The following is a 15573-nucleotide window of genomic DNA, read 5'->3' as shown; positions in this document are numbered from 1 at the left end:
CGTCAAATCCGTCCGTCGGTGTCATGTGTACGGGCCCGCCGCGCCTGCAGCGTCAACACGGCCGTGGCCACTGCCAGCCAGCCCAGGCCGACGGCCGCCTCAGCGGCGGTGTGGCCCAGCCATGGTCCGCCCGAGAGCGCACCGCGTATGGCGAGCAGCCCGTTGGTCATCGGCAGTCCGTGTGCCAGTGCCTCCAGCGCGTCCGGCAGCCGTTCGAGCGGCGCGACCGCGCCGGTCAATGCCAGTAGCAGGTAGCTCACGAGGTTGGTGATGAACGAGTCGACGCGCTGTGTCATCGCGACCGCCGCGACGGCCATCCCGAGCGCGCTGGTGGACAGCGCCACCAGCAGCACCAGCCCGATGGCCGCCCAGATGTCCGCCATCAGCGCGGGGAGGTCGAAGAGCAGGCATGCCGCCGTCGCCGCCACCAGCCCGCCCAGCACTCCCTCCGCGGTGAAGACCCACCATCGGGTAGCCGCCACCACCGGCAGCGGGATCCACGCCAGCCGCGTTCGGTAAAGGGTGCCGAAGAGCCGATCTTCGACCAGGATGTCGGCGGCCTTGATCACCGTCGCGATGGTGACCACCTGCATGGCCCCGCCGACCAGTGCGAAGTCCCGCCCGGCCGGACCGGCCGCGATGAGGCCGAGGTACGCGACGAACAGCGTCTGCAGGATCGCCCGCGGCAGCGAGCTCGCCAGCACCACCCGCAGTGGGTAGACCGCCCGGTATTGGCGCCACGAAAGGATCGCGATCGTACGCAGTGCGGTGGCAGTATGCCGTGCGCTGGCAGTGCGCCGGGCGGTGGGATCAGACCAGCTCAAGGGTGCCCTCCGCGTGGATTCGCCGCAGCACGACCCGCAGGCTGACGACGGCGGCCACCGCGTAACAGGCGGAGGTCGCGGCCAGCAGCAGCCAGTCGCCAGGCTGCTGTCCCCGTCCTGCGGCGGCGTCGAGCAGCAGCTCACTCGCCCACCGCAGGCTGATCAGCGTGGAGAGCTGTTGTGCCCAGCCCGGTAGCAGGGCAGTCGGCACGAGCAGCCCGCCCAGGATGAACACGGGATAGATGAGCGTCTCGGCGATCCGCACCGCCGAGCGGGCCAGCAGAAACACCGAGCACAGCAACAGCCCGAGCGTGGTCGCGGACACCAGAGCGGCCAGCGCGGTGAGCGTGAAGACGACCGGTGCGGCGATGTGGACCGGATGCCCGGCCAGTGCCGCCACCACCCCGACGGTCAGCACCGTCAGGGCCGCCGACCGTAGCACCGCGCCGAGGCTCTTGCCGATCAGCACCACGACCAGCCCGGTCGGCCTGCTCACGATGCCCGGAAGGATGCCGCGCTGCCGCTCCTGTCGCAGTACCAGCCCGAATCTCCACACGGTCGCGCCCCACAGCCCGAGCAGTCCGCAGCCGATCGCAGTACGGGCGCCGGCCGCGGCCTGTCCGGCGGCCAGCAGGGTGACCGCCATGAACACCGCCGGCTGCACAACTCCGGCCATCACGCCGGCCAGCCGGGTCTCGCCCTTGAGCTGGACCCGGGCGCTGGCCAGCAGAGCACGCGCGATCATCGACCGCCGCCCTGGCCGAGGTCGCCGCCCGCGCTGAGCCCGGCGCCCCTGCTGAGGTCGGAGCCTTGGCTGAGGTCTCGGAACACTTGTTCCAGACCCACTGGCTCGACGCGGACGTCGGCGATCTCGCCGTGCGGCCACCGCCGGGCCAGTTCGGTGAGCGTCGCCGGCTCCCAGCGGGCCACCTCGTAGCGGGCCGTCCACCTGCCGACTCCGGCCGGTTGGGAGTCCACCAGCCGTACACCGGACTGTCCGGCGCCGTCGTCCCGCCACGTCGGTTCGTCCCCACGCACGATCATCGTCACCGCGGCGGCCGAACCCGCCTGGCGCAGAAGCTCCTTCAGCGGCAGGTCATGAGTGAGCCGACCGTCCTGAAGGATCGCCACCCGGTCCGCCAGATCCTCGATGTCGCGCAGGTAATGACTGGTCAGCAGGATGCACGGTCGATAGCCCGCGGCCCCGGCGGCCAGCTCGCCGATCACCCGGCGCAGCCGGTCCGCCTCTACGGGGTCGAGCCCGACGGTGGGTTCGTCCAGCATCAGCAGCTTCGGGGCGGCCATCAGCCCGATGGCCAGGTGCAGGCGTTGCTTCATGCCCCGCGAATACGTCTCCACCGGCCGGTCCGCCACCTTGTCCAGGGCGACCATGGCGATCGTCTCGGCGGCCCGCCGCTCCAGGCGCCGGTGGTCCAGGCCGGACAGGGTGCCGAAGAAACGGGCGTTGTCGCGGCCCGACAGCCGACCGTAGAGACCCTGCTCCCCGCCGAACACCACGGACAGCAGGCGCCGTACCTGCCGGGTCCGGGTGACCACGTCGGCCCCGCCCACCCGGACGCTGCCGGAGCTCGGCAACAGCAGGGTGCTGATCACCTTGATCAGGGTCGTCTTCCCCGCACCGTTGAGCCCCAGCAGGCCGACCACCTCGCCCGCCTCAGCCGTGAAGGAGACCTCACGCAGCGCCTCGACGGTCCCCGACCCGGTCTTGAAGGTGCGGCTGACCGCGTTCACCTCCAGCGCACTCATCGTGGGGTTCACCAGGGCACGTCCCAGTCCTCTGAAGGCAGCACCCGCTCGTCGTAACGCTCTGGCCACGCGCGCCGCCCGGCGGCGCAACGCTCCGCTGGGACGAGGGCCGATCCGTCACACGGCACCGCCACCGTCCACAGCGGGTGGAGTCGCGCGCCCCGCTCGGCCTTCACCTCCGCCGACTCGATGCCCAGATGCAGGTGGTGCAGTCCGGCCCGTTCCATGTACTGAACAGGCAGGTAGTAGGACAGGTTGAAGTATTCGTACGCGTTCAGCAGCCGGGCGTAGTCGAAGCCGATCATCCGGGCATAGAGCGTGTCGCCGAACCGGTACTGCAACCCGCCGGCCACCGGCTGCCCCTCCCGGCGCAGGGTGAACGCCACGCTCTCGTCATCGAGGAACTCGGCCTGCGGGGTCAGCACCCGCCGCATCGACTCCGGAGTGGTGCGGTGCCCGTACTTCTGTTGCAGGTTGGCGACCAGCGTGGCCAGCTCCGGCAAGCACTCGCTCAACGGCTGCTCCGCCAGTTCGTAGCCGGCCTGCTCGAAGCGACGCCGCTCCCGTATCGTGCTCTTGCGCCGCCGGCCGCCGAGGCCGGCCAGGTAGCCGTCCCACCCGTCGGCGGTCAGACACGCCTCGACTGTGTCGAACGCCACTGACCCGCCCTCGGCGTGGAGCCACCTCGTGACGCGGGTCGGCGCGAACATCCACACCAGGCCCCGGGCGTCCCGCTCAGCGGCCAGCCGGAGCCCGGCCTCCAGCAGCGCCCGCAGCGCCGACCGGCGCTCCCGCTCGTCGCCGGACAGCAGGATCCCGCTGTGGTGGCCGCGGCGGCCACCCGCCAGCAGCCAGCGGCCACCTCTCGTAAGGGCCTGACGGTGCCGTCTCGGTGCGTAGAAGCTGCTGCCCTCCACCCGGACGTCATAGACCGGCAGTGCGCCGACCAGGGCGCCGTCGTCGCGGGCGAGCACGTACCGAACGCTCACGTACGGATCGCCCTCCAGCGTCCGCAACCACCTGTACGACAGGTAGAAGTCGTCGCGGTCCACCAGCCGATCCCAGTCCGGCTGCCCGACCTCGTCCAGTCCCTCCATCACCGAGATGTCCAAGCCCACCAAGCCGCTCCAGGCCTCGTAATTCCGAGCGCATTCCGAGGAACAATCTTCATGAAGTCGAGTTTGGCCGCCCGGCTCTGCGCGGAACCAGGGCAGGGACCGGACATCTATCGGACATTTGCGTAGGCGCTTGCCTGCCCGTATGGATTCTCCGCCTCGACGTCTCATGTCCGGCGAATGACCGCCTGCTGCCCTGGCCCGGCGCCCGATGATTTGGAAACCTGGCTTTCCAGGAGCCCACGTGAGAGTGGGCATCTCGGGGACAACACAAATTTCGCGCGTCAACGCACGCGCGGAAAGTGAGGTGAAAAGAATGGGTAGCCTCGCCGCGCAAGTCGCCCATTTCGTGCGAGCTGTGCCACCGGAGTCATATTCGTCGGCGAATCGGCCGTATAGCGCATGAATAATGCCTCAGGACAGGAGAAGCCTACGTCCGGCACCCTGCTTTCCCAACTTATCGAGACCGACCCGATTCTGCGACTGCATTGCGCCGTGGAGCGTAACGGCGTGCCATATCCCGACCACCCGGTCCATGAGAAGGCCACCCGCGTCGTGGACGCGGACGGTGTCCAGGCGGGCGCCGACAGGTTGCTCACCTCGCTGGCCCGGGTGTTCAGGATCGGCCTCGACAGGTACGGAATCGGCATGGACAGGCCCCGCTTCGAAGTGGCGCCCGGAGGGCGGGCGACGGGCCGGATTGTGATGCCGGACGTGACCAGGGAAGGATTGGACGAGGCAGCGGCCCGGCGAGTCCTGGCGGAGTTGGCCGATACGGCCATGCTCTTGGGGCGGACCGCCGGCATGCCGGCACATGCCGTACAACGCGTCCTTGCGAGGGAGTTTCGCTTCCTGTCCCAAAGCGCCGCGTCGCTGCTCGACGCCTCAGGGGAGAGCCCGGTCCATACGGTGGACGGCCGTCAGCACACCGTGCTGATGGAGGTGCTGCGCCGGGTCGCCGAGCGTGCTCGCCTGCGGCGGGACGATCCCACGAGCAAACCGCCGGCCGTGATGCTCGACATCGACATGTGTGCGCTTGATCCCCGCGCCCGGGTCGTCCACGCCCTCAGAGCCGTAGGCGTCGATCCGGACGAGCTCGCGGCTCTGCCCTCGTATCATCGTCCGGCCTGGGATCTGTGGATTCAGGAGGCCGACGCGGAGGTCGACCACAAGGCCTTCTGCCGCGCCCTCTTCCGGCCGTGGGAAAACCTGCGCTGGGACACGCCGGTGCCGGGACTGGCCCGCTTCGTGTGGGACGTGTACGACGTCGGCGGCCGCGTGGTCTTCAACACGGGACGGCGTGAGCGGGTCCGCGAGCACACCGAGCACGCGCTGGCCTACGCGGGCATCACGGGGTCACGCATCGCCTTCCTGCCGGACGACCGCTCGCGGCCCGTTCACGAGTTGAAGGCCGAGAGTCTGCAGACCTTCGCCGACCTGGACATCGTCGCCGTATTCGACGACATCTGCGAGAACCGGCAGGCGATGGCCAAGAAACTCACGGACGCTCTCTTCGTCGCGGTGGCCCTGCCCGGCTACGTCCACGAGCGACCCTATGACGGCGCCGAGGTCGTCCAGTCCTTCGAGACCGTCCCACGCTGTGCCCGCACCGCGCGGGCCACGAGACTTCCGGCGCTGTCGCACGCGAACTCGCTCGCCGAACTGCCGCTGGCCGAGATGTCGGAAGGAGAACTCTCCTTGGAGCACGCCGTACGGCTCAGCGAGCGCGACTCCCTGGAAATGGTCGGCACGCTGCTCGAAGGCGCCGAACGCGCCGCGATCCATACGGCCGGGCGTGCCCCTCGGACAGAGGATCTCGCGGCCGATATTTATCACCTGCTCACCCGGCCGCAGTTCCGCAAAGGAGCACGGGCGACCTATCCCTTGGCCACGGCGAGGCGTGAGATCCGGCCCCATCTGGCCGACGGCGCCCCCATTCCCATCATCACCAGGGGATTCCCGCTCAAATTCCACTACAACCAGCTCAAGACGATGGGAAGCCTGCCCGACCTGTCAGAGCTCGCCGCCATGATCCGGCTCCGCGAACTGCAACGTACGGTGCAGCAGGTTTATCCGCCGGGACTGGCGATCACCGTGCTCGGCGACGGCAACCATTTCCGGCCGCACCCTCGAAGTCTGCTGCGCGCCTACCGGGAGAAACTGCTCTCCTATCACGCTCTCGTCGGCGGGACGGAGATTCTCACGATCGCGGATCTGAACGAGGTCGCCGAACAACGCATGGGACCCCTCGCCATGCGACAGCATGCCCTCCTCGTCCCGCGACGAGTGGCGGAAATCTGTGACGCCCTCGTCGGATTGGACATCGTCTCCACCCCCGTGCGCGCACTCGAGCAGGCCACACTCCGCACAGCCGGAGTGATCGGCGACAACCGCAGTGGTGGAACGGCGATGCCGAATTTCGAGAGCCTGTTCCGATCGCTGATGTACACGGTTTCCGCGACACAAGGCCACGACGCCGCTCTCGCCAGGCACATCTACGCCGATCTGTTCAACGTGACCGACCCGGCGCTTTCCGTGCCGATCGCCGCCGAACGTCGCGCGGTGCTGGTCAAGGCGTGGCATGACACCATCCAGTACATGGCGGTCCTGTGGGTCGATCGTGACCTGGGATTCGAGGCGGCGATGTTCTCCAACCAAATCCGGCTGACACCCAACCCGCGCAGCGGCTGTCTCGGCTTCACCTACCTTGGCGGGGCGTCTGTCCTCCCCTGGCATGGCATGGCGGCTCTGGACGCCTTAGGCCGTGTGTCGACCGATTTCGCGGTGTCCCTGCTCGATCAGGGCTTTGTTCCGGCGTACTCGCCCCTCCTAGGCCCGGCCCAGCCATGGATGATGGTCCCGGTCACCGCCACCGAAGGCGGCCGCCTCGACCAAGGCTTCCGCGCCGCAGTGCGGCTCAGACGCCGCTGAGCCCCACCCTTGACCGTGGAAGGCGGCTTTTGACCGTTCTCGTTCAGCGCGGCACGCGTTCGTACAGGGACAGCTGTCTGGTGCGGAACGACCAGTAGCCGATCCGCCGGAATCGTGGATCGTCGCGAATCCGCACGCCATTGCCGTAACTTGTCCTGCCCTCCACCACCCAGATGCGGGACAGCCGCCTGGCAGCCCGATGCAGTTGTTCGGGCGATAACTCGCCGAAGAACCCGGCGGCGTTCAGGCTCTGGGTGTCGAGCCGGGCGATGGAATCTGGGTAGGACAGCGTGGACATCCAGTTTCCGGCGGGGGGGGCGTGGTACACGGCGTCACCGGGCCGGGCGTTGTCCCTCGCAGTGCGTGGGCCAGGGCCCGGAGATTGTCCGATGGCAGCCGAGCCCATCTACACGGCAGAGAACATCCCGCAGGCCGACTCGGACGCGGCCTGCTGCTGGGCGGCAGGCGTGGTGCCCGCGCACCCGCGCCTGCACATCTCGTGCTCGCACCGGGGCGGCCTAGAGCCTGTACGAGGTTCGGATCTTCAGACCGGTCGGAGGCTTCGGATCCACAAGACGGCTCCGCGTAAGTGCAGGCCAGCCAGATAGCTGTCGGGCGTCTTATCGAACCGGAAGGCCAGCCCACGCCACTCCTTGATCCTCGAATGCGAGGATTCGCGCACCGCATCACCAGACCCGCACGAGCCGGAACTGCTCGACGTCCTCGGCGTGCTGCACCGAGTACCGGCAGCCACCGCACACCGTCCGAGCAGTCCACGTGCCCAGGTTGATCGCGCCGCAATGGTGCACCCAAGCCGACTTGTCCAACGCGCTCGACCTCGACCTGGGCACGCCGACCTCCTACTCCAGCACCGACGCCAGCTGCGACGTGTCCTTCTCCAGCCGATCCCGGCTATGCACGTAGATCTCCGTCGTCGAGACGTTCGCGTGCCCCAAGTCCAGCTGAATCTCCCGCATCGTAGCCCCGGCCTCCTCGGCCAGCGACGCATAGGTGTGCCGCAGCGCGTTCGGCGTCACCTTCGACTCGATGCCCGCCTGCACCACCTCGAACGCCTTCGACCGGTCCCACGGCCGGCCCGATGAAGTAGCGAACAGCGGGCCCCGCAGGTCCCGCAGCTCCACTCCCTCGAGGCGCGCCCGCTCCGACAGGTAGGCGTCCAGCGCGTGCGTCGTCTCCACCGGCAACCGCCGGATCAACGGCTTCTTGCCCTTCGCGGTGACGCTCAGCGTCCGATACCCGCGCGCGAACCCCAGGTCGTCGATCTGCGCGTCCACCGCCTCCGAGACGCGGACACCCACCTGCAGCAGCAGCCGGACCAGCGCCGCGGTGCGCAAACGCTCACGCCCGTGGTCGGCGTCGGCCGCCCGCAGCAACGCCCGAGCGTCCGCCTTGGTCAGGGCAATCGTCTCGGAGCGCTTGCGCGAGATCTTCGGCCGCTTCGTCTTCTTGAAGCGGTTCGCCTCGATCGCCTCGGCCTCGTGCAGGTAGTCGTACCACGACGAGACCGACGCCAGCACCTGAGCGACCGTCTTCGGCTTCGGCGGCCGCCGCGCCGTCTCGAGGAACCACCTCGTGAACACGTCGCCGTGCGGCTTACGCGCCTGGAGCGGTTCGAGCCCTGACTGCTCGCAGAAGTCGAACCACCGGTTGATGTTCCGCCGGTACGCCTCTTGGGTGTGTGGCGAGTCGTACGACATCAGCCACGCCTGCGTCGGGGTCTTTCACGATCGGGGGAAGGTCGGACGGGAACGCGAGGTCGCCGCGCGACGCCTTGACGAGCTCGGACGTCACCGGTATCTCACCGCCCACCGATAGTCGGTGATGTCGGTCAGCTCCCAGCGGCGGCCGCCCGGAGTCGTCACGGTGAACCGTCCCGGCCGGACGTCCGGCATGGTGCGCTCGCCGCCGAGGTCCCAGTGGACCGACAGGTCGAACGTCTCCTCGTCGGTGTCGTTCCTGGGCATCCCGTGGACCAGCATAGAGACGACCTGCTCGGGCGTCGCCTGGTCTAAGGGGATGCTCTTACCTTCGCTGCTCCCGCAGTCGGTGCAGCCGCAGCCGGCCGAGTCGATGGCCATGATGTGCGAGGAGTACATCAGGCGTCACCCGCCTGGTTGTCGGCGGCCGGGTGGAGCCAGTCGCCGTGAAGGTTGTCCCGTCTCGATTGATGTGAGGCGGCCGCGACGAACGGCACCGTGCGTCCAGGGCCGCGTACCTGGGCGGGAGGGCCTATGGTCACACGGCCGGACCGGCGTAGCGAGGCCACCATGAGCCAGGTGAGCGGTGCCCCGGGACGCATGCACGCAGAGGCACTCCCAGGGCTCATGCAACCACGCTAGTTGTAGGTGCTCGGCACGCATGGCAAGGACACGTCAGTCCCGGCCGTCATCCCAGCGATACGGTGGCAGATTCCACTGCAGCCGTGATGCCCAACCACTGCAATCACATGACGAAACCGCTGGTCGAGGCATCGTTGCTCATCCCGATTTCAATGGAATTGGTCACGTCTATTGCAGTGGCCAGCAGCTCAGGAGACGGGTAGAAGGTCCATCAGGCGACAGGTAAGGCCCCGCCCACGCCGCGCATGGCGAGATTCAGCCGGCCGACGCTTCGCCGCGGCGGTTAGGGGGTCAGCGTCACGGCCAGTTCAGGCAGACGCGAGATCGCAGACGCGAAGATCATGCAGGGCAGAAACAAGCACTGTGGGCTATTTTGTCCCGATCTGGGCGGTGCAATCATGTGACCAATGCGCTGAAACCCTATGACGAACGCCCAAGAAATTTAGGTGGCGGGTCCCACCGCCAACACCCCGCGGCCGGTTTCTGCCGTATACCGGCTGTCTCGGCTCAGTGGAAATGATGTCCCGACAACGCTCTGAGCTGGGAGGCATCAGTTCTCCTGATCCGCCATGGACCTGGCTGGCTCAGTGAAAGTGATGCGTTCAGGATGCGCAGCCGGGTCTGGCGAGGAGTTTCCGACGAGCTCCTCAAGAACTGCTGATCATCCGTGTTCGTAGCGGCTTAATCAGGAACCGGCATGGGTCGGCGACTTCGTGCCGGATGCCATGGTCGTCGATGTAGTGGTAGCGGTCGAGGTATAGACAGCCAGTTTCCTCGTAGCCGAGCCGGAGATAGAGCGCGGCCGCGCGGGGGTTGTGGTCATCCACGCCCAGGCCTATGTAGTGGTTGCCGCGTTGAGCGGCGATAGCCTCGGCGGCCTGGATGATGGTGGTGCCGATGCCTTGGGATTGTCGGTCGGGCGGCCAGACGGCCAGGCCGTTGAGTTCGGGGCAGTCGGGGTATCGTTCGTGCACTTCGGCAGCCGCGCATCCGCGCCACCGAATCTCCCCGTGTCCCACTGGGATGTCATCGATCCAGGCGGTCAGAAACGTGCTCAGTCCCTGTTGCTGGCGATGGAAGCGGACTTCGTGAACGCGGGTGCGGCCCGAGGGGATGTGGCGCTCCAGCAAGGAAAGGTCGTCCTCGTGGCACTCCCGGATGATCATCGTTCGAGTTCCTTCCCGAGGCGGTGCTGATCATGACTTGCCGTTGATCTGGCTTGCTCAATGACGGTGATGCGAAGCGCCCTCACCATGTCCCACGACAACCATGAAGCAGCGCTGATCATCACATGCCAGACAGCGGTCGCGCATCACTTTTACTGAGCCCGCATCAGATCCAGTGAGTCACGGCATCGGATTGGCTGAGCCGCGTCAGATCCACTGAGCCAGGCATGCAGCACCCGCCTATGGCGGTGTCCAACTCCATAACTTGCGGGAATGTTTCCTTCTCGCAAGTTATAGACAGAGCCTTACGGAGCAACAGATCCTTATTTTTTATTTGGATTTTCTAGAAAATCAAAAATGGTAGGCTGGCGTCGTGACTGCAGAGACCAGCGTGGTAACGCCTTGTAAGCACTGCGGAGCGCCGATCGAGCAGCGGCGGGGGAGAGGGCGGCCCAAGGCGTACTGTCCCGAAAAGGACTGTCAGGCGGCGGCCAAGCGGGAGCGGGAGTTGCGGCGGGCCACGCCGGGGCTGGAAGGAGCGCTGGCCAGGGCCGAGCAGCTGTACGACCGGATGGAGAGCGGGCTGGCCTCGGCCATCGAACCGCTGGCGCGGGCGCTGGCCGAGGAACTGAGCCCGGCGGGGGTCGAGGCGAAGCTGAGCGCGGTGCAGGCCGAGGCGCACACGCGGGTCGCGATTGCGCGCACCGAGCGAGAGCAGGCTTTCGAGCAGGTACGGCTGGCGCGCGAGGCCGCCGAGCACGCCCGCAGGCAGACGGCCGAGATGCGGACGCGGTTGGAAGAGGCGGAAGGCGAGCGGGAGACGGCGCTGGGGGATGCCGAGCGGGCGCGGGAGCAGGCACTGGCCGCGTTGCGGGAGGCGGCGAGCACCGAACGGCAGGCGTTGCAGACGGCCGAGGAGGCGCAGCGGCGCGCGGAGCTGGCCGAGCGGCGGGCCAAGGAGGCACTCCACCGGGTGGAGTTGACGGAGCAGGCCAGGGATCAGGCCGTTCAGGAGCTGGCCGAGCGGGTTGAGCTGGCCGAGCGGCGTACTGCCGAGGCACGGACTCAGGCCGTACAGGCTGAGGAGGACGCAGATCAGGCACGCGAGGAACGCGAGCGGGCCCGGGACGAGACGGCGGCGGCTGTTCGGACGCGCGAGCAGGCTGAGCGGGAGCTGGTCGGGGCGCAGGCCCGCGCCGAGGCGGCGGCGCAGGAACGAGATCGGGCCGTGGAACGGGCCGTCACGGCTGAGCGGGCAGCGGCCAAGGCAGAGCGGGACCGAGCGGTGGCGCTCAAGGACGCCGTGCAGGCCGCAGCCGAGGTGGAACGGCTGAAGGAGCAGGTGGCGGAGTCCTCGGCGGCGCTGTCCCGGGAGCGGAAGCTGGTCTCGCGGGAACGGTCGCGGGCTGACGCCGCGGTGAAGGAGCGCGATCGGTTGCTGGGGGAGTTGAGGCTGGAGCGGGTACGGCTCGAGGATCTGCGGGCGGAGCTGGAGGCGGTACGGGCGGAGGCGGCACAGTTGCGGGAGCGGGCGGTGGCTGCGGAACTCCGTTCCTCGTCCTAGCCCGGTTCTACGGCCCCAGACTCCTGTCTCTCTGACCCCAGCCGCCGGGTAGGCGCCGAAGGCGGCGTCCAAAGGCGCCGCCCACGCCCTCCGAGCGAGGTGGCAGGGACTCGATCTCCGCGGTTCACCCGGACGGTAGCGCCGCTTCGTGGTCCTTGATCGCTGCTGTTACCAGGGTACGTGCGGCCCAGATGATGGCTTCCTGTTCGGCCTGGGGGTCCAGGCCGCGGACGTCGCGCAGGGCGATCTGCGCCTCCCAGCCGACCACGACGGTTAGGGCCGAGATCAGGAGCTGGAACGACTCCTCGCTCAGGGTGGCGCGGAGCGGTTCGCAGGCCCGCTCCAGCCATTCCACCCGGCGGGGGCTGCGTCGCTGGGCGGTTGGCTCTCCACCGTCGCCGGCCGGCGGATCGACGGTCAGGCGGATCAGCCGTCGGCCCAGGGGAAGTGATTGCGGTGAGTACGCCAGCAGGGTCCTGACCAGGGCCTCCACCCGGCCCGCAGGGTCGTCGGCGAGCGCGGGGTCGGCCAGAGCCTCCTGGACCGGGGGGTCGTTGATCGCACCGGCGGTCGCGTCGACCAGCAGGTGATCAAGGGTCGGGAAATGCATGTAGATCGTGCGACGTGACACGTCGGCGGCGGCCGCGATCTCGTCGATGGACGGCGCCGTTCCGTTGGCGCTCAGCCGTACCGCCGCCTCGACGATCGCCTTGCGGGTACGGCGGCGCTGCGCTTCGCGTCCGCCGCGGCGGACTGGCTGGTCACTGCCCATCGTTTCCCCGTCCTTCCTCGGGTTGACAGCCTCTGGTGGCGTAAGTATATCTTCATGCCATCACTGCACAACAGTGCAATGACTGCACGGTTGGGAGGCCATTATGAACACGACGACCTCGGTGCTGATCACCGGAGGCAACAAGGGACTTGGTTTTGAGGCGGCCCGGCGGCTCGGGGAACAGGGCTGGACGATCTTTCTCGGCTCGCGTGATGAAGGTCGCGGACGGGCAGCGGCCGACAAGCTGACCGATGGTGGCGCGAACGTGGTCATGGTCCCGCTGGACGTGACCTCGGACGAGTCGGTGGCCGGCGCCGTACGGCTGGTCCGGGAGCACACCGACCGGCTGGATGTGTTGATCAACAACGCCGGCGCGCCAGGAAAGATCATTGCGCCTGCGGACGCGACGGCTGACGAAATTCATTCCGTCTACGACACCAACGTGTACGGACCGATCAGGGTCACGCACGCGTTCCTTCCCTTGCTGCAGGCGGCGGACCATCCGCGGGTGGTGATGGTGTCCAGCGGTGGCGGTTCCTTCGCGGTCGTGACCGATCCAGAGCAGCCCGTCTCGAAAATGCACGAGCTCGCCTACAGCTCGTCGAAAGCGGCGCTGAACATGATCACCGTCCGGTACGCCCAGGCGCTCCCGAACATCAAATTCAACGTCGCCACTCCCGGAGAAGTCGCCAACCGCAAGTTCGCCGCCACGGACATGAACCATCACACCGGCCAGCTGACGGTCACCGAGGGCACCGACTCGATCGTCAAACTCGCGATGATCGACGCCGACGGGCCGACCGGGACCTTCATCGATCGTCTCGGGCCCATTGGCTGGTGATTTGGCTCACACCTGTCACAACGCTCGATCGCCCGGTGTCTTGAGACCGGACCCCTGGAAATGAAGGGGACCTGATGAGCAAGATCTGGTTCGTCACCGGTTCGTCCCGCGGCCTGGGCCGCAGCTCCCATCGCCTGACATTTCCAGCAGCTGTTTCGTTGGACTAGTAATACCGGGTCGCAAGGCCCGAAGTAACGACCACCATGGAGGGCTCATGTTCGCCGCTTACGCGACGATCACCATCTTCGCCTCGCTGCTGTTCGGTAGCGCGGCAATCGTCTATCTGATCGGTCACGAATTCCCGAAGGCCCAACTGGACATGAAGCGCCTGCCGCGATCGTGGGGACCCGTCCTGGGCACGATGCTGGCGTTGGGCTCTTTGGGATTGCTGGGCGGATTCGCCATCCCAATGCTGGGGACTCTGGCTGCCTACAGCCTCGTGCTGTACTTCGCCGCCGCGCTCCTCGCGCACCTGCGAGTGGGGTCCCGGAAGCTTGGGAACTGGGCTTTCTTCTTCGCCACCGCGGTGGCTGCACTGGGCGCGAACCTGCTCTACTACTGGTGGTGATCCCTGGCGACAGGGAGCGAGAAGTCGCGACTGCCCAACCCTGTCGCTCGCCGGTAGCCCCGATGCATTGCTGCACCGGGGCCCCCTCAGAACCGTGCGTGCCACTCGTCGCGGCACACGGCTCAAGCAAGCCGCGAAGGGCGGTTCAGGTTGTGCTGTGCTGAGCTCCTGCGCTGGCGGGCAAGGTAGCCGCTATGGCAGGAGGCGTGAACAAGCCGGGTCTGGCCATCGCCGGTCAGACCTGGTCGTCCGTGGTGCGTCAGGTAGTCGGCTGCTATCGCGCGTCGGACGACGTTCAACCACCATCGCGCCCATTGTTCCGGCGATTCGGGTGGCTGGTCCGCCGTGAGCAGGTGGTCCCCGCAGAGCGAGCAGCGGCCGTCCTGCTTGGTGAGCAGGCGGAGGCTGTAGCGATCGAGCGGGGGCTTCACCCGCGCACGCCGTTTGGCCCAGTACTCGGCCAGGGCAGGGTCATCGGGGGATGCTCGGCCCAGGACGAGTGTGTGCCGGACGATGGAGGTCCAGGCGAACTTGGTGAGGTAGGCGCCGGTCTCCTGGTCGCCGAAAACCCACCAGTCGTTCCTGAACTTGTTGAACTTGCCGTAGTACCGGTCGACGATCCAGCGCCTCGGCTTGTTCGGATGGCCGTACTTGGCCCACTTGAAGGTGAGCCTCCATACGTAGTTGTCCAGGGCGGCGAACACCTTGGACGAGACCATGCTGCGGTAGTAGGCGGCCCAGCCCCGCGCGATGGGATCGAGCCGGGCTATGACCGCCTGCGCGTTTCGGCCGCGAGTCGCAGCTTCAGCCGCCTGACCGCCGAGGGGCTCGGTGACCGAGATCGCCAAGCGCTACCCGCACGCCGGGCCGCTGCTGGGCGCGCGCTGGAACGAGGACCTGGTGGCCGGCTGCTGGCCGGACTTGCTGCGGATGGCCGGGTCGCTGAAGTACGTGCCAGGCTACCGCCTCGCTGATCGTCGGTAAGTGTTCTGCCGCCTCCCGGCAGAACACCCTGGCCGCCGCGCTGAAGGAGTGGGGCCTGCTCAGAAGGACCGTCCACCTGGCCAAATACCTGTCGGACCCGGCCTTCAGGCGGAAGATCTCCCGTCAGCTGAACAAGGGGGAGAGCCTGCACGCGCTGCGCCGCGACCTGCACTACGCCCAGCAGGGCACGATCACCCGGCCGCATCTGGAACAGCAGACCGAGCAGGCGTGGTGCCTGACCCTGCTGACCAACGCGGTGGTCGCCTGGACCACCGAATATTATTCTAGAGCGGTGCTGGAGCTGCGCTCCCAGGGCCGGGACGTGCCGGACGAGATCCTGTCGCACATTTCGCCCGGCCACAGCGACAACATCAACTTCTTCGGCGTCATCAACGTGGATGTCGAGGCGGAGCTGGTCAAGCTCGACACCAGCGGCTGGCGGCCGCTGCGGCCCGCGCAACTGCGTGAGCTGGGACTGACGCCCTGACCGGCGCTTGTGCGCGTCAGGACGCTGCCGTAGGCGGTTGATCTTGGGGTGGTCTGCGCCGGGCGCGGGCCACCCCCGGTGTTTACGGGCCGTTCTGGGCCGAACGCCGCTTCCGCCCGAACGCACCGGGAAGCCCGAGGGGAAGAAATTCGCATGACACGCCGGGCCGAGACCTGTTTCATGATCTGATGTCT

Annotated in this window: 18 protein-coding genes and 1 pseudogene; 6 read left to right on the top strand and 13 right to left on the bottom strand. The window is 67.6% G+C overall.

The window, feature by feature from the left end; all coding sequences use genetic code 11:
• Positions 1 to 2: 2 nt before the first annotated feature.
• From ACQPWU_RS29445 to ACQPWU_RS29430, 4 genes are read right to left on the bottom strand one after another with little or no spacing between them, the layout of a single operon-like run.
• Entirely contained in the window at positions 3 to 824 is an 822-nt protein-coding gene (locus tag ACQPWU_RS29445; protein WP_433444972.1) for an ABC transporter permease, read from the bottom strand.
• Complete coding sequence (locus ACQPWU_RS29440; RefSeq protein ID WP_433444971.1) at positions 811 to 1569, bottom strand: ABC transporter permease; 759 nt, start codon at positions 1567 to 1569, stop codon at positions 811 to 813. Before ACQPWU_RS29440 ends, ACQPWU_RS29445 begins: the two co-directional genes overlap by 14 nt.
• Positions 1566 to 2603, bottom strand: a complete 1038-nt coding sequence (locus tag ACQPWU_RS29435; RefSeq protein WP_433444970.1) for an ABC transporter ATP-binding protein — start codon at positions 2601 to 2603, stop codon at positions 1566 to 1568. The genes ACQPWU_RS29440 and ACQPWU_RS29435 overlap by 4 nt, the downstream gene beginning before the upstream one ends.
• The gene (locus ACQPWU_RS29430) at positions 2600 to 3709 is read right to left on the bottom strand and encodes a GNAT family N-acetyltransferase (RefSeq protein WP_433444969.1); all 1110 of its coding nucleotides are present in this window, start codon (positions 3707 to 3709) and stop codon (positions 2600 to 2602) included. Before ACQPWU_RS29430 ends, ACQPWU_RS29435 begins: the two co-directional genes overlap by 4 nt.
• Positions 3710 to 4411: 702 nt before the next feature.
• Here ACQPWU_RS29430 and ACQPWU_RS29425 point away from each other — a divergent pair.
• Positions 4412 to 6637 (top strand): L-tyrosine/L-tryptophan isonitrile synthase family protein, encoded by a 2226-nt coding sequence (locus tag ACQPWU_RS29425; protein ID WP_433444968.1) that lies wholly within the window; start codon positions 4412 to 4414, stop codon positions 6635 to 6637.
• Positions 6638 to 6680: 43 nt separating this feature from the next.
• Here the strand turns inward: ACQPWU_RS29425 and ACQPWU_RS29420 are convergent, their stop codons facing one another.
• The 7 genes and pseudogenes from ACQPWU_RS29420 to ACQPWU_RS29390 form a co-directional block, all read right to left on the bottom strand.
• Positions 6681 to 6965 (bottom strand): hypothetical protein, encoded by a 285-nt coding sequence (locus tag ACQPWU_RS29420; RefSeq protein WP_433444967.1) that lies wholly within the window; start codon positions 6963 to 6965, stop codon positions 6681 to 6683.
• A 216-nt stretch (positions 6966 to 7181) separates the two neighbouring features.
• Positions 7182 to 7301: pseudogene (locus tag ACQPWU_RS29415) on the bottom strand (IS5/IS1182 family transposase); the annotation flags it as partial.
• A gap of 22 nt (positions 7302 to 7323) precedes the next feature.
• A complete protein-coding gene (locus ACQPWU_RS29410) occupies positions 7324 to 7488 on the bottom strand; it encodes a hypothetical protein (RefSeq protein WP_433444966.1) in 165 nt (54 codons plus the stop codon).
• Between the two features lie 9 nt (positions 7489 to 7497).
• Positions 7498 to 8355: a tyrosine-type recombinase/integrase gene (locus ACQPWU_RS29405; RefSeq protein ID WP_433444965.1), complete on the bottom strand. Its 858-nt coding sequence runs from the start codon at positions 8353 to 8355 to the stop codon at positions 7498 to 7500.
• Positions 8356 to 8445: 90 nt separating this feature from the next.
• Positions 8446 to 8754 carry a hypothetical protein gene (locus ACQPWU_RS29400; protein WP_433444964.1) on the bottom strand — a complete coding sequence of 103 codons (309 nt, stop codon included), beginning with the start codon at positions 8752 to 8754 and terminating at the stop codon, positions 8446 to 8448.
• The gene (locus ACQPWU_RS29395; protein ID WP_433444963.1) at positions 8754 to 8984 is read right to left on the bottom strand and encodes a hypothetical protein; all 231 of its coding nucleotides are present in this window, start codon (positions 8982 to 8984) and stop codon (positions 8754 to 8756) included. Before ACQPWU_RS29395 ends, ACQPWU_RS29400 begins: the two co-directional genes overlap by 1 nt.
• 660 nt (positions 8985 to 9644) lie before the next feature.
• Positions 9645 to 10163 carry a GNAT family N-acetyltransferase gene (locus ACQPWU_RS29390; protein ID WP_433444962.1) on the bottom strand — a complete coding sequence of 173 codons (519 nt, stop codon included), beginning with the start codon at positions 10161 to 10163 and terminating at the stop codon, positions 9645 to 9647.
• Positions 10164 to 10536: 373 nt separating this feature from the next.
• Here ACQPWU_RS29390 and ACQPWU_RS29385 point away from each other — a divergent pair, with 373 nt between their 5' ends.
• Positions 10537 to 11727: a hypothetical protein gene (locus ACQPWU_RS29385; protein WP_433444961.1), complete on the top strand. Its 1191-nt coding sequence runs from the start codon at positions 10537 to 10539 to the stop codon at positions 11725 to 11727.
• A gap of 124 nt (positions 11728 to 11851) precedes the next feature.
• On the opposite strand, the gene ACQPWU_RS29380 is transcribed toward ACQPWU_RS29385, so the two are convergent.
• Complete coding sequence (locus tag ACQPWU_RS29380) at positions 11852 to 12499, bottom strand: TetR/AcrR family transcriptional regulator (protein WP_433444960.1); 648 nt, start codon at positions 12497 to 12499, stop codon at positions 11852 to 11854.
• A gap of 103 nt (positions 12500 to 12602) precedes the next feature.
• On the opposite strand from ACQPWU_RS29380, the gene ACQPWU_RS29375 reads away from it, so the two are divergent.
• Both ACQPWU_RS29375 and ACQPWU_RS29370 read left to right on the top strand, forming a co-directional pair.
• Positions 12603 to 13340 (top strand): SDR family oxidoreductase, encoded by a 738-nt coding sequence (locus ACQPWU_RS29375; protein WP_433444959.1) that lies wholly within the window; start codon positions 12603 to 12605, stop codon positions 13338 to 13340.
• A gap of 214 nt (positions 13341 to 13554) precedes the next feature.
• On the top strand, positions 13555 to 13908 hold the full coding sequence (locus ACQPWU_RS29370) for a DoxX family protein (RefSeq protein WP_433444958.1): 354 nt from the start codon (positions 13555 to 13557) through the stop codon (positions 13906 to 13908).
• A 122-nt stretch (positions 13909 to 14030) separates the two neighbouring features.
• Here ACQPWU_RS29370 and ACQPWU_RS29365 read toward each other — a convergent pair whose 3' ends face one another.
• Positions 14031 to 14756: a group II intron maturase-specific domain-containing protein gene (locus ACQPWU_RS29365; RefSeq protein ID WP_433444957.1), complete on the bottom strand. Its 726-nt coding sequence runs from the start codon at positions 14754 to 14756 to the stop codon at positions 14031 to 14033.
• Between ACQPWU_RS29365 and ACQPWU_RS29360 the strand changes: the two genes are divergently transcribed.
• Both ACQPWU_RS29360 and ACQPWU_RS29355 read left to right on the top strand, forming a co-directional pair.
• The gene (locus ACQPWU_RS29360; protein ID WP_433444956.1) at positions 14740 to 14892 is read left to right on the top strand and encodes a hypothetical protein; all 153 of its coding nucleotides are present in this window, start codon (positions 14740 to 14742) and stop codon (positions 14890 to 14892) included. The two genes, ACQPWU_RS29365 and ACQPWU_RS29360, sit on opposite strands and share 17 nt — an antisense overlap.
• The gene (locus ACQPWU_RS29355; RefSeq protein WP_433445314.1) at positions 14879 to 15379 is read left to right on the top strand and encodes a Tn3 family transposase; all 501 of its coding nucleotides are present in this window, start codon (positions 14879 to 14881) and stop codon (positions 15377 to 15379) included. Before ACQPWU_RS29360 ends, ACQPWU_RS29355 begins: the two co-directional genes overlap by 14 nt.
• Positions 15380 to 15573 lie beyond the last annotated feature (194 nt).

The organism is Nonomuraea sp. CA-141351 (assembly GCF_050944675.1).
Taxonomy (GTDB): domain Bacteria; phylum Actinomycetota; class Actinomycetes; order Streptosporangiales; family Streptosporangiaceae; genus Nonomuraea.
Note: the sequence above shows the minus strand (reverse complement) of the source record. Positions and strands in the feature narration are given on the sequence as shown.

Bases quoted from the DNA above. Each gene is read 5' to 3' on its own strand.
- ACQPWU_RS29440 (WP_433444971.1), bottom strand. From the start codon at position 1,569: ATGATCGCGCGTGCTCTGCTGGCCAGCGCCCGGGTCCAGCTCAAGGGC.
- ACQPWU_RS29425 (WP_433444968.1), top strand. From the start codon at position 4,412: ATGCCGGACGTGACCAGGGAAGGATTGGACGAGGCAGCGGCCCGGCGA.
- ACQPWU_RS29405 (WP_433444965.1), bottom strand. From the start codon at position 8,355: ATGTCGTACGACTCGCCACACACCCAAGAGGCGTACCGGCGGAACATC.
- ACQPWU_RS29400 (WP_433444964.1), bottom strand. From the start codon at position 8,754: ATGTACTCCTCGCACATCATGGCCATCGACTCGGCCGGCTGCGGCTGC.
- ACQPWU_RS29395 (WP_433444963.1), bottom strand. From the start codon at position 8,984: ATGAGCCCTGGGAGTGCCTCTGCGTGCATGCGTCCCGGGGCACCGCTC.
- ACQPWU_RS29390 (WP_433444962.1), bottom strand. From the start codon at position 10,163: ATGATCATCCGGGAGTGCCACGAGGACGACCTTTCCTTGCTGGAGCGC.
- ACQPWU_RS29380 (WP_433444960.1), bottom strand. From the start codon at position 12,499: ATGGGCAGTGACCAGCCAGTCCGCCGCGGCGGACGCGAAGCGCAGCGC.
- ACQPWU_RS29375 (WP_433444959.1), top strand. From the start codon at position 12,603: ATGAACACGACGACCTCGGTGCTGATCACCGGAGGCAACAAGGGACTT.
- ACQPWU_RS29370 (WP_433444958.1), top strand. From the start codon at position 13,555: ATGTTCGCCGCTTACGCGACGATCACCATCTTCGCCTCGCTGCTGTTC.